General features: G+C 61.1%; 16 protein-coding genes. 7 read left to right on the top strand and 9 right to left on the bottom strand.

What is annotated here, in order from left to right; all coding sequences use genetic code 11:
- Nucleotides 1-121: 121 nt before the first annotated feature.
- From D3Z90_RS24745 to gshB, 7 genes are all read right to left on the bottom strand, one after another.
- Nucleotides 122-1,393: a dihydroorotase gene (locus D3Z90_RS24745; RefSeq protein WP_136478502.1), complete on the bottom strand. Its 1,272-nt coding sequence runs from the start codon at nt 1,391-1,393 to the stop codon at nt 122-124.
- Entirely contained in the window at nt 1,390-2,394 is a 1,005-nt protein-coding gene (locus D3Z90_RS24740) for an aspartate carbamoyltransferase catalytic subunit (protein WP_038997542.1), read from the bottom strand. The genes D3Z90_RS24745 and D3Z90_RS24740 overlap by 4 nt, the downstream gene beginning before the upstream one ends.
- A 12-nt stretch (nt 2,395-2,406) precedes the next feature.
- On the bottom strand, nt 2,407-2,925 hold the full coding sequence (gene pyrR, locus D3Z90_RS24735) for a bifunctional pyr operon transcriptional regulator/uracil phosphoribosyltransferase PyrR (protein WP_136478501.1): 519 nt from the start codon (nt 2,923-2,925) through the stop codon (nt 2,407-2,409).
- Nucleotides 2,926-2,979: 54 nt separating this feature from the next.
- A complete protein-coding gene (ruvX, locus tag D3Z90_RS24730; RefSeq protein ID WP_136478500.1) occupies nt 2,980-3,414 on the bottom strand; it encodes a Holliday junction resolvase RuvX in 435 nt (144 codons plus the stop codon).
- Nucleotides 3,414-3,983 carry a YqgE/AlgH family protein gene (locus D3Z90_RS24725; protein ID WP_136478499.1) on the bottom strand — a complete coding sequence of 190 codons (570 nt, stop codon included), beginning with the start codon at nt 3,981-3,983 and terminating at the stop codon, nt 3,414-3,416. Before D3Z90_RS24725 ends, ruvX begins: the two co-directional genes overlap by 1 nt.
- A 62-nt stretch (nt 3,984-4,045) precedes the next feature.
- A complete protein-coding gene (locus D3Z90_RS24720; RefSeq protein WP_136478498.1) occupies nt 4,046-4,951 on the bottom strand; it encodes an energy transducer TonB in 906 nt (301 codons plus the stop codon).
- Between the two features lie 109 nt (nt 4,952-5,060).
- Complete coding sequence (gene gshB / locus D3Z90_RS24715; RefSeq protein ID WP_136478497.1) at nt 5,061-6,014, bottom strand: glutathione synthase; 954 nt, start codon at nt 6,012-6,014, stop codon at nt 5,061-5,063.
- 311 nt (nt 6,015-6,325) lie between these two features.
- Between gshB and pilG the strand changes: the two genes are divergently transcribed.
- Genes pilG through D3Z90_RS24680 form a run of 7 tightly spaced genes read left to right on the top strand, consistent with a single transcriptional unit; the run spans nt 6,326 to nt 16,242 of the window.
- Nucleotides 6,326-6,736: a twitching motility response regulator PilG gene (gene pilG, locus D3Z90_RS24710; protein WP_136478496.1), complete on the top strand. Its 411-nt coding sequence runs from the start codon at nt 6,326-6,328 to the stop codon at nt 6,734-6,736.
- 45 nt (nt 6,737-6,781) lie between these two features.
- Nucleotides 6,782-7,147, top strand: a complete 366-nt coding sequence (pilH, locus tag D3Z90_RS24705) for a twitching motility response regulator PilH (protein ID WP_136478495.1) — start codon at nt 6,782-6,784, stop codon at nt 7,145-7,147.
- Between the two features lie 11 nt (nt 7,148-7,158).
- The gene (locus D3Z90_RS24700; RefSeq protein WP_371922337.1) at nt 7,159-7,698 is read left to right on the top strand and encodes a chemotaxis protein CheW; all 540 of its coding nucleotides are present in this window, start codon (nt 7,159-7,161) and stop codon (nt 7,696-7,698) included.
- A 15-nt stretch (nt 7,699-7,713) separates the two neighbouring features.
- Complete coding sequence (locus D3Z90_RS24695; RefSeq protein WP_136478493.1) at nt 7,714-9,759, top strand: methyl-accepting chemotaxis protein; 2,046 nt, start codon at nt 7,714-7,716, stop codon at nt 9,757-9,759.
- Nucleotides 9,760-9,793: 34 nt separating this feature from the next.
- Nucleotides 9,794-15,109, top strand: a complete 5,316-nt coding sequence (locus D3Z90_RS24690; RefSeq protein WP_136478492.1) for an Hpt domain-containing protein — start codon at nt 9,794-9,796, stop codon at nt 15,107-15,109.
- Nucleotides 15,102-15,569 carry a chemotaxis protein CheW gene (locus D3Z90_RS24685; RefSeq protein ID WP_136478491.1) on the top strand — a complete coding sequence of 156 codons (468 nt, stop codon included), beginning with the start codon at nt 15,102-15,104 and terminating at the stop codon, nt 15,567-15,569. Before D3Z90_RS24690 ends, D3Z90_RS24685 begins: the two co-directional genes overlap by 8 nt.
- A gap of 55 nt (nt 15,570-15,624) precedes the next feature.
- Nucleotides 15,625-16,242 (top strand): hemolysin III family protein, encoded by a 618-nt coding sequence (locus D3Z90_RS24680; protein WP_136478490.1) that lies wholly within the window; start codon nt 15,625-15,627, stop codon nt 16,240-16,242.
- Here the strand turns inward: D3Z90_RS24680 and D3Z90_RS24675 are convergent.
- On the bottom strand, nt 16,239-16,958 hold the full coding sequence (locus tag D3Z90_RS24675) for a 16S rRNA (uracil(1498)-N(3))-methyltransferase (RefSeq protein ID WP_136478489.1): 720 nt from the start codon (nt 16,956-16,958) through the stop codon (nt 16,239-16,241). The two genes, D3Z90_RS24680 and D3Z90_RS24675, sit on opposite strands and share 4 nt — an antisense overlap.
- A 99-nt stretch (nt 16,959-17,057) precedes the next feature.
- Nucleotides 17,058-18,464, bottom strand: a complete 1,407-nt coding sequence (locus tag D3Z90_RS24670; RefSeq protein ID WP_136478488.1) for an adenosylmethionine--8-amino-7-oxononanoate transaminase — start codon at nt 18,462-18,464, stop codon at nt 17,058-17,060.
- Between the last annotated feature and the right edge of the window lie 91 nt (nt 18,465-18,555).

Here is an 18,555-nt window from a genome sequence, read left to right as displayed (position 1 = left end):
CATATGGGGGTGCAGGGAAGGATTTCAACCTTGAAGGATGAGTGGTAACGCTTGTCGCGGGGCAAGGCCGCTCCCACAGCAGCGGTACAGAACCTGTGGGGACGGCCTTGCCTCGCGATGATCAGGCTTCGTGGCTGATATGCCCATCGACCAAGGTATAACGCACCGCACCCGGCAGGCAGTGGCCGATGAACGGGCAGTTATCGCCCTTGGAGCGCCACTGTTCGCCTGCAAGCGTCGAAGCGTTGGCATCGAACAACACCAGATCCGCAGCGCTGCCTACCTGCAGCTTGCCGGCAGGTAGGCGCAGGGCCGCCGCCGGTCCAGCTGACAAACGCTGCAACAAAGTTGGCAGATCGAGCAAGCCGTCTTCCACCAGGGTCATCGCCAGTGGCAGCAACAACTCGACGCTGCTGATACCCGGCTCGGTGGCGCCGAATGGCGCGAGCTTGGCATCGCGTTCGTGGGGTTGGTGATGGCTGGATATCGCCTGGATTACGCCGGACTTCACCGCTTCACGCAGGCCATCGCGGTCGGCCTGGGTGCGCAGTGGTGGCTGCACGTGATACAGGCTGGAGAAATCGCGCAGCGCTTCATCGGTGAGGATCAGCTGGTACAGGGCCACGTCAGCGGTCACCGGCAGTCCCAACTCCTGAGCCTGGGCGATCAGGCGTGCACCGCGAGCACTGGTCAATTGGCTGAAGTGCGCACGCACGCCGGTTTGCTCGACCAGCAGCAGGTTGCGCGCCAGGGCTACGGTTTCGGCGGTCTCCGGAATGCCCGGCAAACCGAGGAAACTGGCCATTGCGCCTTCGTGTGCCAGGCCACCTTGGGCCAGGTCACGATCCTGGGAGTGAAAGATCACCGTCAGGTCAAAGGTTGCGGCGTACTCCAGGGCCCGGGCCAGGGTACGGTTGTTGGCAAAAGCATTGAGGCCGTTGCCGAAGGCAACACAGCCGGCATCACGCAACGCGACCAGCTCCGCCAACTGTTCGCCCTCCAGCCCCTTGCTCAGGGCGCCGATAGGGTAAACCTTGCTGTGTCCGGCTTCGCGGGCGCGGTCGAGGATCAGTTCGGTGACTGCCGAGGTATCGAGTACAGGTTTGGTCTGCGGTGGACAGCACAGGCTGGTGACACCGCCGGCAGCGGCGGCACGGGTCTCGCTGGCGATGCTGCCTTTGCGGCTGTAACCCGGCTCACGCAGGGCAACGTTGAGGTCTACCAGGCCGGGGGCGGCGATCAAACCCTGGGCGTCGACACTGCGCGCCGGGGTAAAGCCAGCGGGTGCGGCGCCAATGGCGATGATTTTGCCGGCATCAATGTGCAGGTCGGTGGTCTGGTCCAGGCCGCTCAGGGGGTCGATGACGCGGGCGCCGAGAATGCTGAGAGTCACTGGGCGTTCTCCTGCTCGAATTGACGTTGGGCAGTCTGCCCGCTCATGGCCATGGACAATACCGCCATGCGTACTGCGATCCCGTAGGTGACCTGATTGAGGATGACCGAATGGGCACCGTCGGCAACCGCTGATTCGATCTCCACGCCTCGGTTGATCGGCCCAGGGTGCATGACGATGGCGTCAGGCTTGGCCCCGGCCAGGCGTGCTGTGGTCAGGCCGAACAGGCGGTAGAACTCGCCTTCGCTAGGCAATAGGCCACCGGCCATGCGTTCACGCTGCAGGCGCAACATGATTACCACGTCGACGTCCTTCAGGCCCTGTTCGAGGTCGGTGTAGACCTTTACGCCATACTGCTCGATACCGATTGGCAGCAGGGTTTTCGGGCCGATCACGCGAATGTCCGGGCAACCCAGGGTTTTCAGTGCGAGCATGTTCGAGCGGGCAACGCGCGAATGCAGGATGTCGCCGACAATCGCTACTGAAAGGTTCTCGAAGCCGCCTTTATGGCGACGAATGGTGAGCATGTCGAGCATGCCCTGGGTCGGGTGGGCGTGACGACCGTCACCACCGTTGATGATCGCCACTTCCGGGCAAACATGTTCGGCAATGAAGTGCGCAGCGCCGGAGTCGCCGTGGCGTACCACGAACATGTCGGCTGCCATGGCTTCAAGATTGCGCAGGGTATCGAACAGGGTTTCACCTTTGCTGGTCGAAGAGGTCGACACATTCAGGGTGATGACGTCTGCCGACAGCCGCTGGGCAGCCAGTTCGAAGGTGGTACGGGTTCGGGTGGAGTTCTCGAAGAACACGTTGCAGACGGTCTTGCCGCGAAGCAACGGAACCTTTTTAACGGCCCTGGCGCCAACTTCGAGGAACGAGTCGGCGGTGTCGAGGATTTCGGTCAGCAGTTCGCGGGGCAAACCGTCGAGCGAGAGAAAGTGGCGCAGCTGGCCCTGATCATTGAGCTGCAGCGGGCGCTTGGCGTCGATTGGCGTCATCGCGAGGGACTCTTAAAGGGCGGAAGCGGAAGCGAGGTCCTGGCGCTCGAGAGCGAGCGGCGCGGGTCCGGTCAATTTTACCCGTTCGTGGGCAGCCAACGACAGGGTTGCACCGACCACATTCGGGCGGATCGGCAATTCGCCGGCATCCAGGTCAAGCAGGCAGACCAGAGTGACGCTGGCCGGACGGCCATAATCGAACAATTCATTGAGGGCGGCGCGGATAGTGCGACCGCTCATCAGCACGTCGTCCACCAGGATCAGGTGCTGGCCTTCGATCTCGAAGGGTAGGTCCGAAGGGCGCACTTGTGGGTGCAAGCCGTTCTGGCTGAAGTCATCGCGATAGAAAGATACATCTAGAGTGCCGAGAGCGGCGTCGCTGCCCAGTTCTTCGAGCAGGGCCTGGGCAACCCAGATGCCCCCGGTGCGGATGCCGATAAAGCGTGGCTCGGTAATGTTGCGACGGGCCAGATGGGCACGAAGGTCGACAGCCATCTGCCGGATCAGTTCGGCGGGATTGGGTAGGCTCATGCTTGCTCCTCAAGAGGCCGGGGGCGCAACGCTGACCCGGCTTGAATCCGATGATCAGGACTGCCCGGTATTGGCCTCCAGCCAGCCCTGCAGAAGCAGGGCGGCGGCAATGGCGTCCACCGGGTTGTCGCGGTAACTGCCACGCTGGCCGCCGCGGGCCATCCGTTCGCCCTTGGCTTCGAAGGTGGTCAGGCGTTCGTCGTGGGTATGCACAGGCAGGTTGAAGCGGCCGTTCAGGCGCCGGGCGAACTTTTCGGCGCGGGCACTCATTTCGCTGGGGGTGCCGTCCATGTTCAACGGCAGGCCAACGACGATGGCATCGGGTTGCCATTCCTTTATCAGTTTTTCGACCTGGGACCAGTCCGGTGCACCGTTTTGGGCTTTGAGGGTACACAGCTCGCGGGCCTGGCCGGTAATCACCTGGCCCACCGCAACGCCGATCTGCTTGGTGCCGTAGTCAAAGCCCAGCAGTAGTCGCAACTCTCCCATCAGGCGTGCCCCGCCTGGCTGGTGAGCAGGCTCAGGTTTATGCCCAGGCTTGCCGCTGCCGCCGCAAGACGCTGCTCACAGGCCATGCCGAAAATGATCTCGGGATCGAACGGGCAGTTCAGCCAGGCGTTGTCGGCCAGTTCTGCTTCCAGCTGACCAGCTTCCCAGCCTGCGTAGCCGAGGGTGATCAAGCTTTGTTTGGGTCCCAGGCCATCAGCGATGGCGAAAAGCACATCTTGCGAGGTGCTCAGCGACAGACCGTCCAGTTCGACCGTGGCCTGGAAGCTCTTGTCTGTGGTGTGCAGGACAAAACCGCGGTCGGTCTGCACCGGACCGCCCATGTAGATGGGGACCTGGGTACAGCTGGCCGGCGGCTCGGTGTCCGGGCGCAACTGCTCGAGAATATCGGCCAGATTCAGCTCCTGAGGCCGATTGACCACCAGCCCCATCGCACCATTGGCGTTGTGCTCGACGATGTAGGTCAAAGTATGCGCGAAATGCGGATCAGCCATATGTGGCATGGCGATCAGGAACTGATGCTTGAGGTAACTCGGGCTGAGGTTTTTCATGGTTGATAGTGTGGCGTTGAGGGGGCGGACTGACAAGCCTGTTTGTGTGGGTACCCGCCGGCTCAGTTACTGGACAGGCGGTCGCCGCGGGCAAAGCGCCAGGTGCGGATGATTTCCAGGCGGTCGATGTCGGCCAGATCACCGGTGAACGGGGCGAAGGGTGCCGCCAGGCGGACGATGCGCTGGGCTGCCTGGTCGAGCAAGGGTTGCCCGGAAGACTCCAGCACCAGTACCTCGTAGAGCGAGCCGTCACGGTTGATTGAGACCATTAGTCGCAGATTGCCGTAGATCTGTTGGCGACGGGCTTCATCGGGGTAGTTGAGGTTGCCGATGCGCTCGACCTTCTTGCGCCATTCGTCTTTGTACCAGGCACCTTTGTCACGCATGGTCGATGCAGCGTTGAGGCGGTGGATGCGTGGGCGCTTGGCATACAGTTGCTGTTCGTTGGAAAGCTCGGCTTCGAGGCTGGCGATCTGGCTGGACAGCTGCGAGCTGTCGAAGTCCGGGGTCGCGGCCTTGGGTTTTGGCTGTGGCTTGGCTTCTTTTGGTCGGGTTTCGACTTTTTGTGGCTTAGGCGCCTTGGTGGTGACCACGGCCTTGGGCGGCGTCGGTTGAGGCTGCACTTCAGGCTTGGCGGCGGGCGGCGGCGTGACCTTGTTGATCTTGCTGTCCTGGAACGGCGCTACTTCGGTGGTTTTCGGTACAGCTTTCTTGTCCAGCGTGCCGCTGCCCTGTTGGTTGTCCTGGGCGAGATAGTCGGCCTTGGCCGGCGCCTTCTCGCTTTTGAATGTGGCCAGGGTGATTTCCATGGTGCGGCGGATTTCTTCAGGCTTGGCGAAGGAAAAGCCCAGGCCAAGAATCAGCGCCAGGTGCACCAGGGCGGCCAGAAACAGGGTAAAGCCGAGCCGATCCGCCGCACGAATGCGGGGCGGATTGAAGTCGGCAGGGATGTCAGCAGGCAGCGTCATCAGGTATCCAGCAACCACTAGGCCGGGGCGAAACCGGCAGGGTGGGTGCGCAGGTCAAAAAAACGACCGGCATGATAACCCACTCTGCGCGGTTGCTCTGCGTCGGCTGTCAGCGCGCCTTGAGCTTGCGATCAATGGCATCCATCAACTGCACGCCAATGCGCGTGCCAAAAGCGTTGTCGATTTCACGGATGCAGGTCGGGCTGGTGACGTTGATTTCGGTCAAGTGCTCACCGATAACGTCCAGGCCAACGAACAGCAGGCCCTTTTCACGCAGGGTAGGGCCGACCTGTTCAGCAATCCAGCGATCGCGATCGGTCAGTGGCCGGGCTTCGCCACGGCCGCCAGCGGCCAGGTTGCCACGGGTTTCACCGCTGGCCGGGATGCGCGCCAGGCAGTAAGGCACAGGTTCGCCATCGATCATCAGGATGCGCTTGTCGCCATCCTTGATCGCTGGCAGGTAGGCCTGCGCCATGATCTGCTGGGCGCCAAGGGCTGTCAGGGTTTCAAGAATCACCGAGAGATTCGGATCGCCCACTCGATGGCGGAAGATCGAGGTGCCGCCCATACCGTCCAGTGGCTTGAGGATGACATCTCCGTGTTCGGCGGCGAACTCGCGGATGATGTCCGGGCGACGGCTGACCAGGGTAGGTGGCGTGCACTGCGGGAAAAGCGTGGCAAACAGCTTTTCGTTGCAGTCGCGCAGGCTCTGTGGGCGGTTGACCACCAGTACCCCAGCGGCTTCGGCTTGTTCCAGCAGGTAGGTGCTGTAGACGAACTCCATGTCGAACGGCGGATCCTTGCGCATCAGGATTACATCCAGATCGCTCAAGGCGCAGTCTTGCTCGTCTTCCAGCTCGAACCAGTGCTGCGGGTCGGCGAACACCTTCAGCGCGCGCATCCGCGCGCGGGCCTGGCCCTGGCCTTGATAGAGGTCCTGCTGTTCCATATAGAACAACGACCAGCCGCGCTCCTGGGCGGCGAGCAGCATGGCCAGCGAGCTGTCCTTTTTATAGGAGATGCGCGCAATGGGGTCCATGACAATCCCGAGGCGAACGCTCATGGGCTATATCCTCTCAGCGGCGTTGGGCCGCGTTGGCTCGAATGAAAAGTGGCGTCAGGGTGGCGCCCGCGGCGCTGGCGGTCAAGGGAAAAACGCATCCTGGGCGGCACTGCGGCCAGCGGTGATGCAGGCCGATGGAATGCACCCCCAGAGTATGCTAAAAAGGCCTGGCACGTGGCCTGCACGGGCCTCTCCAGCTGCAAGTCACAAGCCACAAGCTGCAAGAAAAGCATGCCGTGTGAACCTGCTTATTCTTACCCCTTGAATCTTGTAGCTTGCCGCTCATAGCGAGCAGCGATGGTAGAGCAATTATGGAACAGCCCCGCGCGGCACTCAAAGTGATGGTGATCGATGACTCCAAGACGATTCGCCGCACCGCTCAGATGCTGCTCAGTGAAGTAGGGTGCGAGGTCATCACGGCCACCGACGGCTTCGACGCGCTGGCCAAAATTGTCGACCAGCATCCACAAATCATCTTCGTCGATGTACTGATGCCGCGACTCGATGGTTACCAGACTTGCGCCTTGATCAAGCACAACAGCGCCTTCAAGGATACGCCAGTGATTCTCCTGTCTTCACGCGACGGCTTGTTCGACAAGGCCAGGGGTCGCGTGGTTGGCTCTGATCTATTTTTGACCAAACCTTTCAGCAAGGAAGAGCTGCTGGATGCAATCAGGGCCCATGTGCCCGGGTTCGCCGCAGAAGAACAACACGCACCCTGACGCCGCGCCCCGGCAGCAGCGTCCATTCCTTTGATGGGGAACAGCATGGCTCGAGTTCTGATCGTCGACGATTCGCCGACCGAAATGTACAAACTGACTGAAATGCTCGAAAAACACGGGCATCAGGTGCTCAAGGCTGAAAACGGCGCCGATGGCGTGGCCCTGGCCACCCAGGAAAAGCCCGATGCAGTGCTGATGGACATCGTCATGCCCGGCGTGAACGGCTTCCAGGCAACTCGCCAGCTCAGCAAGAGCCCGGAGACCGCTAATATTCCAGTCATTATCGTCACCACCAAGGATCAGGAAACTGACAAGGTCTGGGGTAAACGCCAGGGCGCCAGTGACTACCTGACCAAGCCTGTGGATGAAGAGACCTTGATCAAGGTGCTCAACGGCGTCCTCAAAGGTTGATGACCCAGGCGATGGGCGAATCGCTGACAGCCTTCGAGCTGCTGCTGGACATCGACCGGCGTTGCAGGCTGCTGGCGGCCGACCTGCCCCTGCAGGAAACCCACTTGCAGAGCTGGAGCGGTATCGGTTTTCGTATTGGCGAGCAGTGGTTCGTTGCGCCGATGGGCGAGGTCGCCGAGGTTTTGCACGAGCCGCGCCTGAGTCGAATTCCTGGAGTCAAGCCATGGGTCAGCGGAGTTGCCAACCTGCGCGGGCGCTTGCTACCGGTCATGGACTTGTGCGGTTTTTTCGGCCTCGGTTTGTCGGCCCCACGCAAACAACGCCGGGTCCTGGTGCTCGATCAGGAGGAGCTGTTTGCCGGGTTACTGGTCGATGAGGTGCTTGGCTTGCAGCATTTTCCGTTGCACAGCCTGGAGCTTTCGCCTCCTACACCCTTGCTCAGCGGCGCGGCGCCTTTTGTCCAGGGTCATTTCCAGCGGCAACGCTGCTGGGCCATTTTCAGCCCGCTGGCCCTGGCCCAGGCGCCGGGCTTTCTCGACGTGGCGTTGTAAAGGATTGCCAGATTCGTGACCAAGACCACTACGGCTACTTCAACCCAAGGCTCGCGCAGCAGCGCCCGGATCGCGGCATTGTTCGTCGTGTTGATCCTGTCGATCATCTTGCTGTTCGCCAACTTCGCCTACCTCAACACCCAAGCCAATTACGACAAGCAGTACATCGGTCATGCCGGTGAGCTGCGAGTACTGTCCCAGCGTATCGCCAAGAACGCTACTGAGGCTGCGGCCGGCAAGGCACGGGCGTTTCGCCTGCTCAGCGAGGCACGTAACGACTTCGACCAGCGCTGGGGCTACCTGAAAAAAGGTGATGCCAGCACCGGCTTGCCTCCCGCGCCGCCCGCCGTACGCAATGAAATGGATTCGGTGCTGCGTGATTGGGAAGGCCTGCGTAAAAATACCGACACCATTTTGGCCAGCGAGCAAACCGTGCTGTCGTTGCACCAGGTCGCCGCCACCCTGGCCGAGACCGTGCCGCAGCTTCAGGTCGAGTACGAGAAAGTTGTCGAGATTCTGCTGCGCAGCGGCGCACCGGCCAATCAGGTGGCCGTGGCGCAGCGTCAATCGTTGCTTGCCGAACGTATTCTCGGATCGGTGAATACGGTTCTCGCCGGTGACGAGAATGCAGTGCAGGCGGCCGATGCCTTCGGTCGTGATGCCAGCCGTTTCGGCCAGGTGCTCGATGGCATGCTCGCTGGCAATGCGGATATCCAGATCACACGCGTGCAGGACCCGGATGCTCGCGCCCGTTTGGCGGAAATTGCCGAGTTGTTTCAGTTCGTCGCCGGTTCCGTGGACGAGATCCTCGAAACTTCGCCGGAGCTGTTCCGGGTGCGTGAGGCCGCCGGCAATATTTTCAACCAGTCGCAAACCTTGCTGGATGAAGCGTCGCGCCTGACCAACGGTTTGGAAAATCTCGCCAGTGGACGCACCCTCGATACTGTCGGTGGCTACGTGCTTGGCTTGCTGGCCCTGGCCTCGATCATCCTGATCGGCCTGGTGATGGTCCGAGAGACTCATCGGCAATTGCGTGAAACCGCGCAGATGAACGAGCGCAACCAGCAAGCGATCATGCGTTTGCTTGACGAAATAGAGGATCTGGCTGATGGCGACCTGACCGTGATGGTGTCGGTCACCGAGGATTTTACCGGCGCCATTGCCGACTCGATCAATTACTCCATCGATCAACTGCGTGATCTGGTCGCTACCATCAACCTCAGTGCCGAGGAGGTGGCCAGCGCCGTGCAGGAAACCCAAAATACCGCCCATCAGTTGGCCAAGGCTTCCGAACATCAGGCCGAACAGATCAGCGAAGCGTCGGTGGCGGTCGGAGACATGGCCGAATCCATCGACCGGGTTTCTACCCATGCCTATGAATCGGCCAAGGTTGCCGAGCGTTCCGTTGCCATTGCCAACAAAGGCAACGAGGTGGTGCACAACACCATTCATGGCATGGACAACATTCGCGAGCAGATTCAGGACACCGCCAAGCGAATCAAGCGTCTGGGCGAGTCCTCGCAGGAAATCGGCGACATCGTCAGTCTGATCGATGATATTGCCGACCAGACCAACATCCTCGCCCTCAATGCGGCGATCCAGGCGTCGCTGGCCGGTGAGGCCGGGCGTGGTTTTGCGGTGGTTGCCGATGAGGTCCAGCGCCTGGCTGAGCGCTCGTCCTCCGCCACCCGGCAAATCGAGGCGCTGGTCCGTACGATCCAAACCGACACCAACGAGGCCGTGATCTCCATGGAGCAGACCACTGCCGAGGTGGTGCGCGGCGCGCGCCTGGCGCAGGATGCCGGGGTAGCCCTGGAGGAAATCGAAGGGGTGTCACAAACACTCGCCGAACTTATCCACAGTATCTCCGATGCCGCCCAACTGCAGACCTCATCGGCTGGGCAGATCTCACATACCATGGCAGTGATCCAGCAGATCACTTCGCAGACTTCGGCAGGCTCGAACGCAACCGCCGAGAGCATCGGCGATTTGGCGCGCATGGCCAGTGAAATGCGACGCTCGGTGTCCGGTTTCACCTTGCCACCGACGCCGCCAACTTGAGCGTGCGCACGTGACCATGGCAACGGGAGAAGATATGGCTGAGCGGCACGATACGGTGGCCCTGGCCTGGGTCAAGGGCGCCATTGCTGACTGTCTGGCCCAGGCGCGCCTGGCGCTGGAGCATTTTTGCGCCGAGCCCGGCGATGAAGAGGACCTGGTCGGTTTTATCGACAACCTGCATCAGGTGCGTGGCTGTCTGGTGATGCTGGAGCTCAGTGGTGCCGCACTGCTCGCCGAAGAGCTGGAGCAGTTGGGTATGGCCCTGAGGGAAAAGCGCGTCGCCCAGCGCGGAGAGGCCCTCGGCGCCTTGTTTCGCGGCTTGGAGCAATTGCCGCTGTATCTGGATCGGCTGCGCAGCGCCCGGCGTGACTTGCCGTTGGTAGTGTTGCCCGTGCTGAATCAACTGCGCGCCGAACGCGGCGTTGAACCGTTGGGCCAAGGCAGCCTTTTTGGCGCAGCACCAGCAGCGGCCGAGGAGCTAGCCAATCTCGACTTGTCGTTGGGCTCTTTGCGCGAGCGTCTGCAAGCGGGGCCCGACCGCGATGCCTTGCGCTCGGTGGTGGCAGCGCTGTGCGAAGACTTGATGCGGGCCAAGGAGCGTCTCGACCTGTTTGTGCGCGGCGATCGTCGACGCCTGGACGACCTGCAGCCTTTGCTTGCTCCGCTGCGCCAGATCGCCGATACCCTGGCTGTGCTCAATTTCAACCAGCCCCGGCGAGTCATCATCGAACAGGTGCTGGTACTGCAGAGCCTGGCCCAGGGCCAATGCGCACCGGACGATGCGCTGTTAATGGATGTCGCCGGGGCATTGCTGTATGTCGAGGCCACCCTGGCGGGTATGGTTGGCCCGCTGGAACAGCACGCTAGCCAGAGCCCGTTGCCCGGCACCGATCTGGCCGAAATCCGCCAATTGGTCCTCGAAGAAGCGTATTCGGTCTTGCAGCAGGTCAAGGATCAGATCGGCGATTGCCTCGATGCCGGCTGGCAGCCTCAGCGACTGCTGGTGCTACCGGGGCTGCTGCAGCAGATCCGCGGGGCGCTGGCGATGCTCATGCTGCCGCGACCTGCCACTTTGTTCGGTCATTGTGGCGAGTACATGCACACCCATATGCTCGGTGCCACGCCGCCTGATGCCGCGGCTCTGGCACACCTGGCGGATGCGTTGAGTGCCTGCGAGTGCTATCTGCAATGGTTGATTGCGGATCCGCAGGCCAACCCCTGGCGCTTTCTCGACGCCGCCCAGGCCAGCCTGGCGGCGCTGGGCTATGCCCCCGAGCCAGACCCCGAGCCGGAACAGGTTCAGGTCCAGTCAGCGGTTGCTGAGCCGCAAGTTGTGGATGACGAGTTACGCGAAGTATTCCTTGAAGAAGCTGATGAGCTGTTGCCTCAGCTGAATGAACAATGGCTGCGCTGGCAGGCAGACACGACCGACCGCGATGCCCTGGTAGAACTGCGCCGCGGCTTGCATACGCTCAAGGGTAGCGGACGTATGGTTGCGGCCCAAGGCTTGGCAGAGTTGGCCTGGGCGGCAGAGCACTTTCTTAATCGGGTGCTTGAAGGGCGTGTCGAAATCGGCGCTGCACCGCTGGCCAGTTTGCAGCAAGCCTTGGATTTGATTCCCGGGCTGCTCGCAGCCTTTGCCAACGAGCAGGTGCAGGCGCCTAAGGATGTCGAGCAGTTGGCATTGCGTCTGCACGCGCTGGCCATGAACGACGCGCCTCATGAGCCTGAGACCCGCGATACGATCGATCCGCAGTTGCTGGAGATTTTCCGCGCTGAGGCACTGCTCCACTTGGCCAGCCTCGAGCGTTTTTTGCAGGCTGCTGACCAGCATTTGCCTCAGCCGGTCAGTGACAGCCTGCAGCGCGCGTTTCATACCCTCAAGGGCAGCGCGGCCATGGCCGGAGTCACCGCAATCGCCGAACTGGCCGCTGCGCTCGACCTGCTCGCACGCGAATTCAAGGCCCATCAACTGGCCTTTGACCTTGAAGAAATTTATCTGCTGGAAAGCGCCGAGCCCTTGTTGCGTCGCGGCCTTGAGCAGTTGTCTCGCGCGCCCTTGGCGCCGATTAGCGGCGCCTGGACGCTGATCGAGGAAATCCATCAAGTGGTTGAGGCGCGGTTGTCGGCCTTGCAGCAGGCGCACAACAGCGGTGGGCTGATCAAGCGCGATCCGCAACTGATTGCCAGCTTCCTGGCTCAGGGCATGGATATTCTGCTCGATGCCGAATCGCTGTTATTGCGCTGGCAGGAACATCCCGGTGAACGCCAGGAATTGAGTGCACTACTTGATGAGCTGACCACGTTGGGGCAGAGCGCTCACCTGGCTGATCTCTGGCAAGTGGATGAGCTTTGCGAAGCGTTACTGGACCTGTATGGCGCAGTAGAGGAAAGCAGCCTGGCGGTCAGTGCACGCTTTTTCGAGCAGGCGCAGCATGCCCACGAGGCGCTGATCGATATGCTCGACCAGCTTGCAGCCGGCCAAGAGGTGGCCCCGCGTCCGGAGCGCCTTGAGGCGTTGCGTGAGCTTCTCGATGAAGCGTTGGCACCCGATGCTACTGGTTTGATCAGCCATCAAGATGGACAGGCCCGGATTGCCGATCTCGGTGCGGCTACAGCAGCGCTGGCGCTGGATCCGGCGGTAGTCGAGCTGTTTCTCGAAGAGGCCAGCGATGTGCTGAAAAGCGCCAACCAGGCGCTCGACCGTTGGTTTGCCGATGCCGACAATGCTTCGGCGCTTTCTTCTTTGCAGCGTGATCTGCAGACCCTCAAGGGCGGGGCGCAGATGGCGGGTATTGGCGTGGTCGAAGTGCTCGCTCAAGAGCTTGAGCTGATGTACGAAGGTCTGGTGGATCGACGCTTTGCCTCGTCCCCTGAGCTGTTCGCCTTGCTCAAGCGTAGTCATGCCAAATTGGCCCGCATGTTCGAGCAGCTGCAGGCTGGTCAATCGTCTTCGACAACCGTCGAGTTGCTGGCGGCGCTGCGCGAGTATCGACACAGTGCGCCACCTGCGGTCGCTGTCGATAAAGTGCCAGACCCGGTTCAGGACGCAGGAGACAAGGAGCTTCTGGAGATATTCCTGGAAGAAAGCTCTGACATTGTCGAAAGCTCTGGTGCCGCACTGTTGCGCTGGCAAGCCGAGCCTCGCAATGGAGTTGAGGTGGAGAACCTGTTGCGCGACTTGCACACCCTCAAGGGTGGTGCGCGTATGGTTGAAATCGCCCCCATTGGTGACCTGGCCCATGAACTGGAGTTTCTCTACGAATTGCTGGCGGCTGGCCAGCTGCAGCCCAGTGCGGCGCTGTTCAGTCTGCTACAGAACTGTCATGACCGCCTTGCGCATATGCTTGATGCAGTGCGCCTGCAACAGCCACTCCATGCCGCTACAGCGCTGATCGACTACATCCGCAACTTCAGCAGTGCAGCGCTGGCAGACACCGCTGCGCATCATGCGCAGCTTGAAGTCGCTCCCGTTGAAACACCCGTGGCAATGCCCGAACGCGGCCCGGCGGATATGGTTAAAGTGGCCTCCGAGCTGCTTGATGACTTGGGTAACCTGGCCAGCGAGCATTCAATCATTCGCGGGCGTATCGAGCAGCAGGTCAATGACGCGCAAGTGGCATTGAACGAGATGGAAACCACGCTGGAGCGCATGCGCGACCAGTTGCGCCGGCTGGACATCGAAACCCAGGGGCGAATTCTCAGCCGTCAACACGGTGACGGCGATGGTCAGGTCTACGACGATTTCGACCCCTTGGAAATGGATCGTCATTCACAGCTGCAGCAGCTGTCACGCGCCTTGTTCGAATCGGCGTCCGACTTGCTCGACCTCAAGGAAACCCTGACTGTGCGCGCTCAGGATGCGCAGAGCCTGTTGCAGCAGCAAGGGCGGGTCAACAGCGAGCTGCAAGAAGGTTTGATGAGCACGCGCATGGTGCCTTTCGAGCGGCTGGTGCCTCGATTGCAGCGCGTAGTGAGGCAGGTCGCCAGTGAGTTGGACAAACAGGTCGAGTTGGTGGTCGGCAATGCCGAAGGCGAGATGGACCGCAGCGTGCTGGAACGGATGGTGGCACCGCTCGAACATATGCTGCGCAATGCCGTCGACCATGGCCTGGAGTCTCGGGAAATACGGCGTGCTGCAGGCAAGCCGGAGCAAGGCCTGATCTCGCTGAGCTTGTTGCACGAGGGTGCCGACATCGTCATCGAGATGACCGACGACGGTGCCGGTGTTTCGCTGGACGCTGTGCGGCGCAAGGCGATCAAACGCGGCCTGCTCGATCCTGCGGCAGCACTCAGCGATCATGAAATCATGCAGTTCATCCTTCAGCCAGGATTCTCCACGGCTGAGAAAATTACCCAGATTTCCGGGCGCGGCCTGGGCATGGACGTGGTCCATGAAGAGGTCAAGCAGTTGGGTGGTTCGATGGTTATCGAATCCAATCCAGGCAAGGGGGCACGCTTTCAGATTCGCCTGCCATTCACCGTATCGGTGAACCGGGCCTTGATGGTGCACTACGGCGAGGAACAGTATGCAGTGCCGCTCAATACCATCGAGGGCATCGTGCGCGTGCCGCCTGCCGAGCTGGAAGCGTGCTACCAGCTTGATCCACCGCGTTATGAATACGCCGGGCATCGATACGAACTGCGCTACCTCGCAGAGTTGTTGCAAGGGGCTGTGCAACCACGCCTGCTGGGGCAGAGCCTGCCCTTGCCCGTGTTGCTGGTGCACTCCCATGATCAGCAGTTTGCGATCCAGGTCGACAGCCTGGCGGCCAGTCGCGAGATTGTAGTCAAGAGCCTGGGGCCGCAGTTTGCCAGCGTCCAGGGATTATCCGGGGCGACTTTGCTGGGCGACGGCCGGGTTGTGTTGATTCTGGATCTGCTCGGGCAACTTCGCGGTTTGCAACTGCGCCATGCCCAGCAGGCAAGCAGTGCTGCGCGCATCCTTGCGCCGCAGGTCGGGCAGGTGCCAAAGCGATCGTTGCTGGTGATGGTCGTCGATGACTCTGTGACGGTGCGCAAGGTTACTGGCCGACTGCTCGAACGCCATGGCATGAACGTACTCACCGCCAAGGATGGCGTCGATGCAATGGCGCTGTTGCAGGAGCATCGACCGGACGTCCTGCTGCTGGATATCGAGATGCCGCGCATGGATGGTTTCGAAGTCGCCACGCAGATTCGCCAGGATCCGGAGCTCAAGGACCTGCCGATCATCATGATCACCTCGCGAACCGGACAAAAGCACCGCGACCGGGCCATGTCCATCGGCGTCAACGATTACCTGGGCAAACCCTACCAGGAGTCGGTACTGCTGCAGAGTATTGCGTTTTGGAGTACCCGCCATGCTTGAACAATCTGTCCGCAATGGTCGGCGCAGCAGCCTCACTGGGCTGCTGCTTGCTCTGGATGACCGTTGCCTGGTGCTGCCCAACGTTGCGGTAGCCGAGCTGATCGGCTATCAGGAGGGCACCCCGGCAACCGAACAGCCCAACTGGATGCTTGGCTGGATCGATTGGCGCAACCAGCGTTTGCCGTTGCTCAGCTTCGAGGCCGCTTGTGGTGGCCAGGTGCGGATTGGCGAGCGTGCGCGAATCGTTGTTCTCAACGCGTTGGGGGGTAGTCGACTGCGCTTCATTGCCATGCTGGTGCAGGGCATTCCGCGCTCGTGCAAGCTCGACAGCCAACTCAATTATGTCGATGTGCCGCTGGCCGAACTGGAGCTGGCAGCCGTTCAGGTGGGCGAGCAGATTGCCAAGGTTCCTGACCTTGCCGCACTGGAGCAGTTACTGGAGGACGCGGGGCTGGTTTGAAACATTTGCCTGTGTAGGATGGGAAGCCTGTCCGTTACTTGGAGGACCCAGTCGCATGTATCACGGTGAACGTTTCAATGCCTGGACGCATCTAGTCGGCGCAGTACTGGCCTGTATCGGCGCAATCTGGTTGTTGGTGGTGGCCAGTTTGCAGGGCGATCCGTGGAAGATCGTCAGCCTGTCGATCTACGGCTTTACCCTGTTGTTGCTATACAGCATCTCCACGCTCTATCACAGCGTGCGCGGCAAGGCCAAAGTGGTGATGCGCAAGCTCGATCATCTGTCGATCTATCTGTTGATTGCCGGTAGCTACACACCTTTCTGCCTGGTCAGCCTGCGCGGGCCGTGGGGTTGGAGTTTGTTCGGTGTGGTCTGGGGGTTGGCAGTGATAGGGATGTTGCAGGAGATCAAGCCGCGCTCCGAAGCGCGAGTGTTGTCGATCATCATTTATGCGGTGATGGGCTGGATCGTACTGGTTGCAGTCAAGCCGCTGCTGGCCAGTCTGGGCGCTGCCGGATTTGCCTGGCTGGCTGCCGGTGGTGCGTTCTACACCATCGGCATCATCTTCTTTGCCTATGACAGTCGCTTTCGCCACTGGCATGGCATCTGGCACCTGTTCGTCATCGCCGGCAGCCTGCTGCACTTCATTGCCGTGTTTTTCTACGTCCTTTAGAAATCGCCCCAGAGCTGCTGAGCCACGGCCAACGCTACCACGGGTGCAGTTTCGGTGCGCAGCACCCGTGGTCCCAGGCGCGCGGCATGAAAGCCTGCGGCCTTGGCCTGCTCCACTTCGGCATCGCTCAAACCACCTTCCGGGCCGATCAGAAACGCCAGGCTTTGCGGTGGCTGATGGCTGAGCATGGGTTCGGCTACCGGATGCAGAACCAGCTTGAGCTGCTCATCACACGCCTTGAGCCAGTCGGCCAACAGCACCGGTGCATTGATCTGCGGCACGCTGGAGCGTCCGCACTGTTCGCAGGCGCTTATCGCTACCTGGCGCCAATGGGCCAGGCGCTTGTCGGCGCGCTCGTCCTTGAGGCGAACTTCGCAGCGTTCACTGACAATCGGGGTGATGACATTGGCGCCCAGTTCGGTGGCTTTCTGGATCGCCCAGTCCATCCGCTCGCCGCGGGACAAGCCCTGACCAAGATGGACCTTGAGGCTTGATTCCGCTTGCCCGGCAAAGGCTTCGCTCAACTGCACCCGAACGGTTTTCTTGCCGACTTCGAGCAACTGGCCAAGGAACTCCTGGCCGCTGCCGTCGAACAGTTGCACGGCGTCGCCAGCGGCCATGCGCAGCACCCGGCCGATGTAGTGGGCCTGGGCTTCGGGCAAGTCGTGTTCGCCAAGGCTCAGGGGGGCATCAATGAAGAAGCGGGACAGTCTCATGTGAAAACTCTGGATAGATGTTAGCTGTGGGAGCGGGCTGCCCAGCAGTGTGGGTAGCGCCTGATCACCGGGCAAGCCCGCTCCTGCAGAGGGTCGCTGCTAGCCCGGATCGCGGAAGTCCGGGTGGAAATTGCCCGGCACTGCCACGCTGACGCTGTCGCGCGTGGCAATGTCGATTCCTTCGCTGGCCACTTGCGCCAGAAAGTCGATTTGCTCCGGGGTAATCACGTAAGGCGGCAGGAAGTACACCACGCTCCCCAGCGGACGCAGCAGCGCGCCGCGGGTCAGGGCGTGCTCGAATACTTTCAGGCCGCGACGCTCCTGCCACGGATAAGGCGTCTTGCTGGCCTTGTCCTGAACCATTTCCACCGCCAGGGCCATGCCAGTCTGGCGCACTTCCGCCACATTCGGGTGATCGACCAGGTGTGCGGTGGCACTGGCCATGCGTTGGGCCAGTGCTTTGTTGTTCTCGATGACGTTGTCTTGCTCGAAGATGTCCAGGGTCGCCAGCGCCGCTGCACAGGCCAGCGGGTTGCCGGTATAGCTGTGCGAGTGGAGAAAGGCGCGCAAGGTCGAGTAGTCGTCGTAGAAAGCGTTGTAGACATCATCGGTGGTCATGCACGCGGCCAGCGGCAGATAGCCGCCGGTCAACGCCTTGGACAGACACAGGAAGTCGGGACGGATACCGGCCTGCTCACAAGCAAACATCGTTCCGGTGCGGCCGAAGCCGACGGCAATTTCGTCGTGGATCAGATGCACGCCATAGCGGTCACAGGCTTCGCGCAGCAGCTTGAGGTAAACCGGATGGTACATGCGCATGCCACCGGCACCCTGAATCAGCGGCTCGACGATTACGGCGGCGAGCGTCTCATGATGTTCGGCAAGGGTTTGCTCCATGACCTGGAACAGGGTGCGCGAGTGCTCTTCCCAGCTCACGCCTTCAGGGCGCAGGTAGCAGTCGGGGCTTGGCACTTTGATGGTGTCGAGCAGCAGGGCCTTGTAGGTCTCGGTGAACAGCGGCACGTCGCCGACCGACATCGCCGCAATGGTTTCACCGTGGTAGCTGTTGCTCAAGGTGACGAAGCGTTTTTTTGCGGGCTGGCCTTTGTTGAGCCAGTAGTGAAAGCTCATTTTCAGCGCGACTTCGATACACGACGAACCGTTGTCAGCGTAAAAGCACCGGGTGAGGCCTTCCGGGGTGATCTGTACCAGGCGCTCGGAAAGTTCGATGACCGGTTGATGGCTGAAGCCTGCCAGAATCACATGCTCAAGCTGATCGACCTGATCCTTGATGCGCTGGTTGATACGTGGGTTGGCATGGCCGAAAACGTTGACCCACCAGGAGCTGACCGCATCGAGATAGCGTTTGCCTTCGAAGTCTTCCAGCCATACGCCTTCGCCGCGCTTGATCGGGATCAGGGGCAGTTGCTCGTGGTCTTTCATCTGGGTGCAGGGGTGCCAAAGGACCTTGAGGTCACGTTGCATCCACTGTTGGTTGAGGCCCATTTCATTTCTCCTGGCGACGACAGCGCGGACATGCGCGGCAAGCCTATGCAATGCGCCGCCCGAGAACAACCCGTGGCATGCAATCGGCATG

This window comes from Pseudomonas sp. DG56-2 (assembly GCF_004803755.1).
Classification (GTDB): domain Bacteria; phylum Pseudomonadota; class Gammaproteobacteria; order Pseudomonadales; family Pseudomonadaceae; genus Aquipseudomonas; species Aquipseudomonas auratipiscis.
Note: the sequence above shows the minus strand (reverse complement) of the source record. Positions and strands in the feature narration are given on the sequence as shown.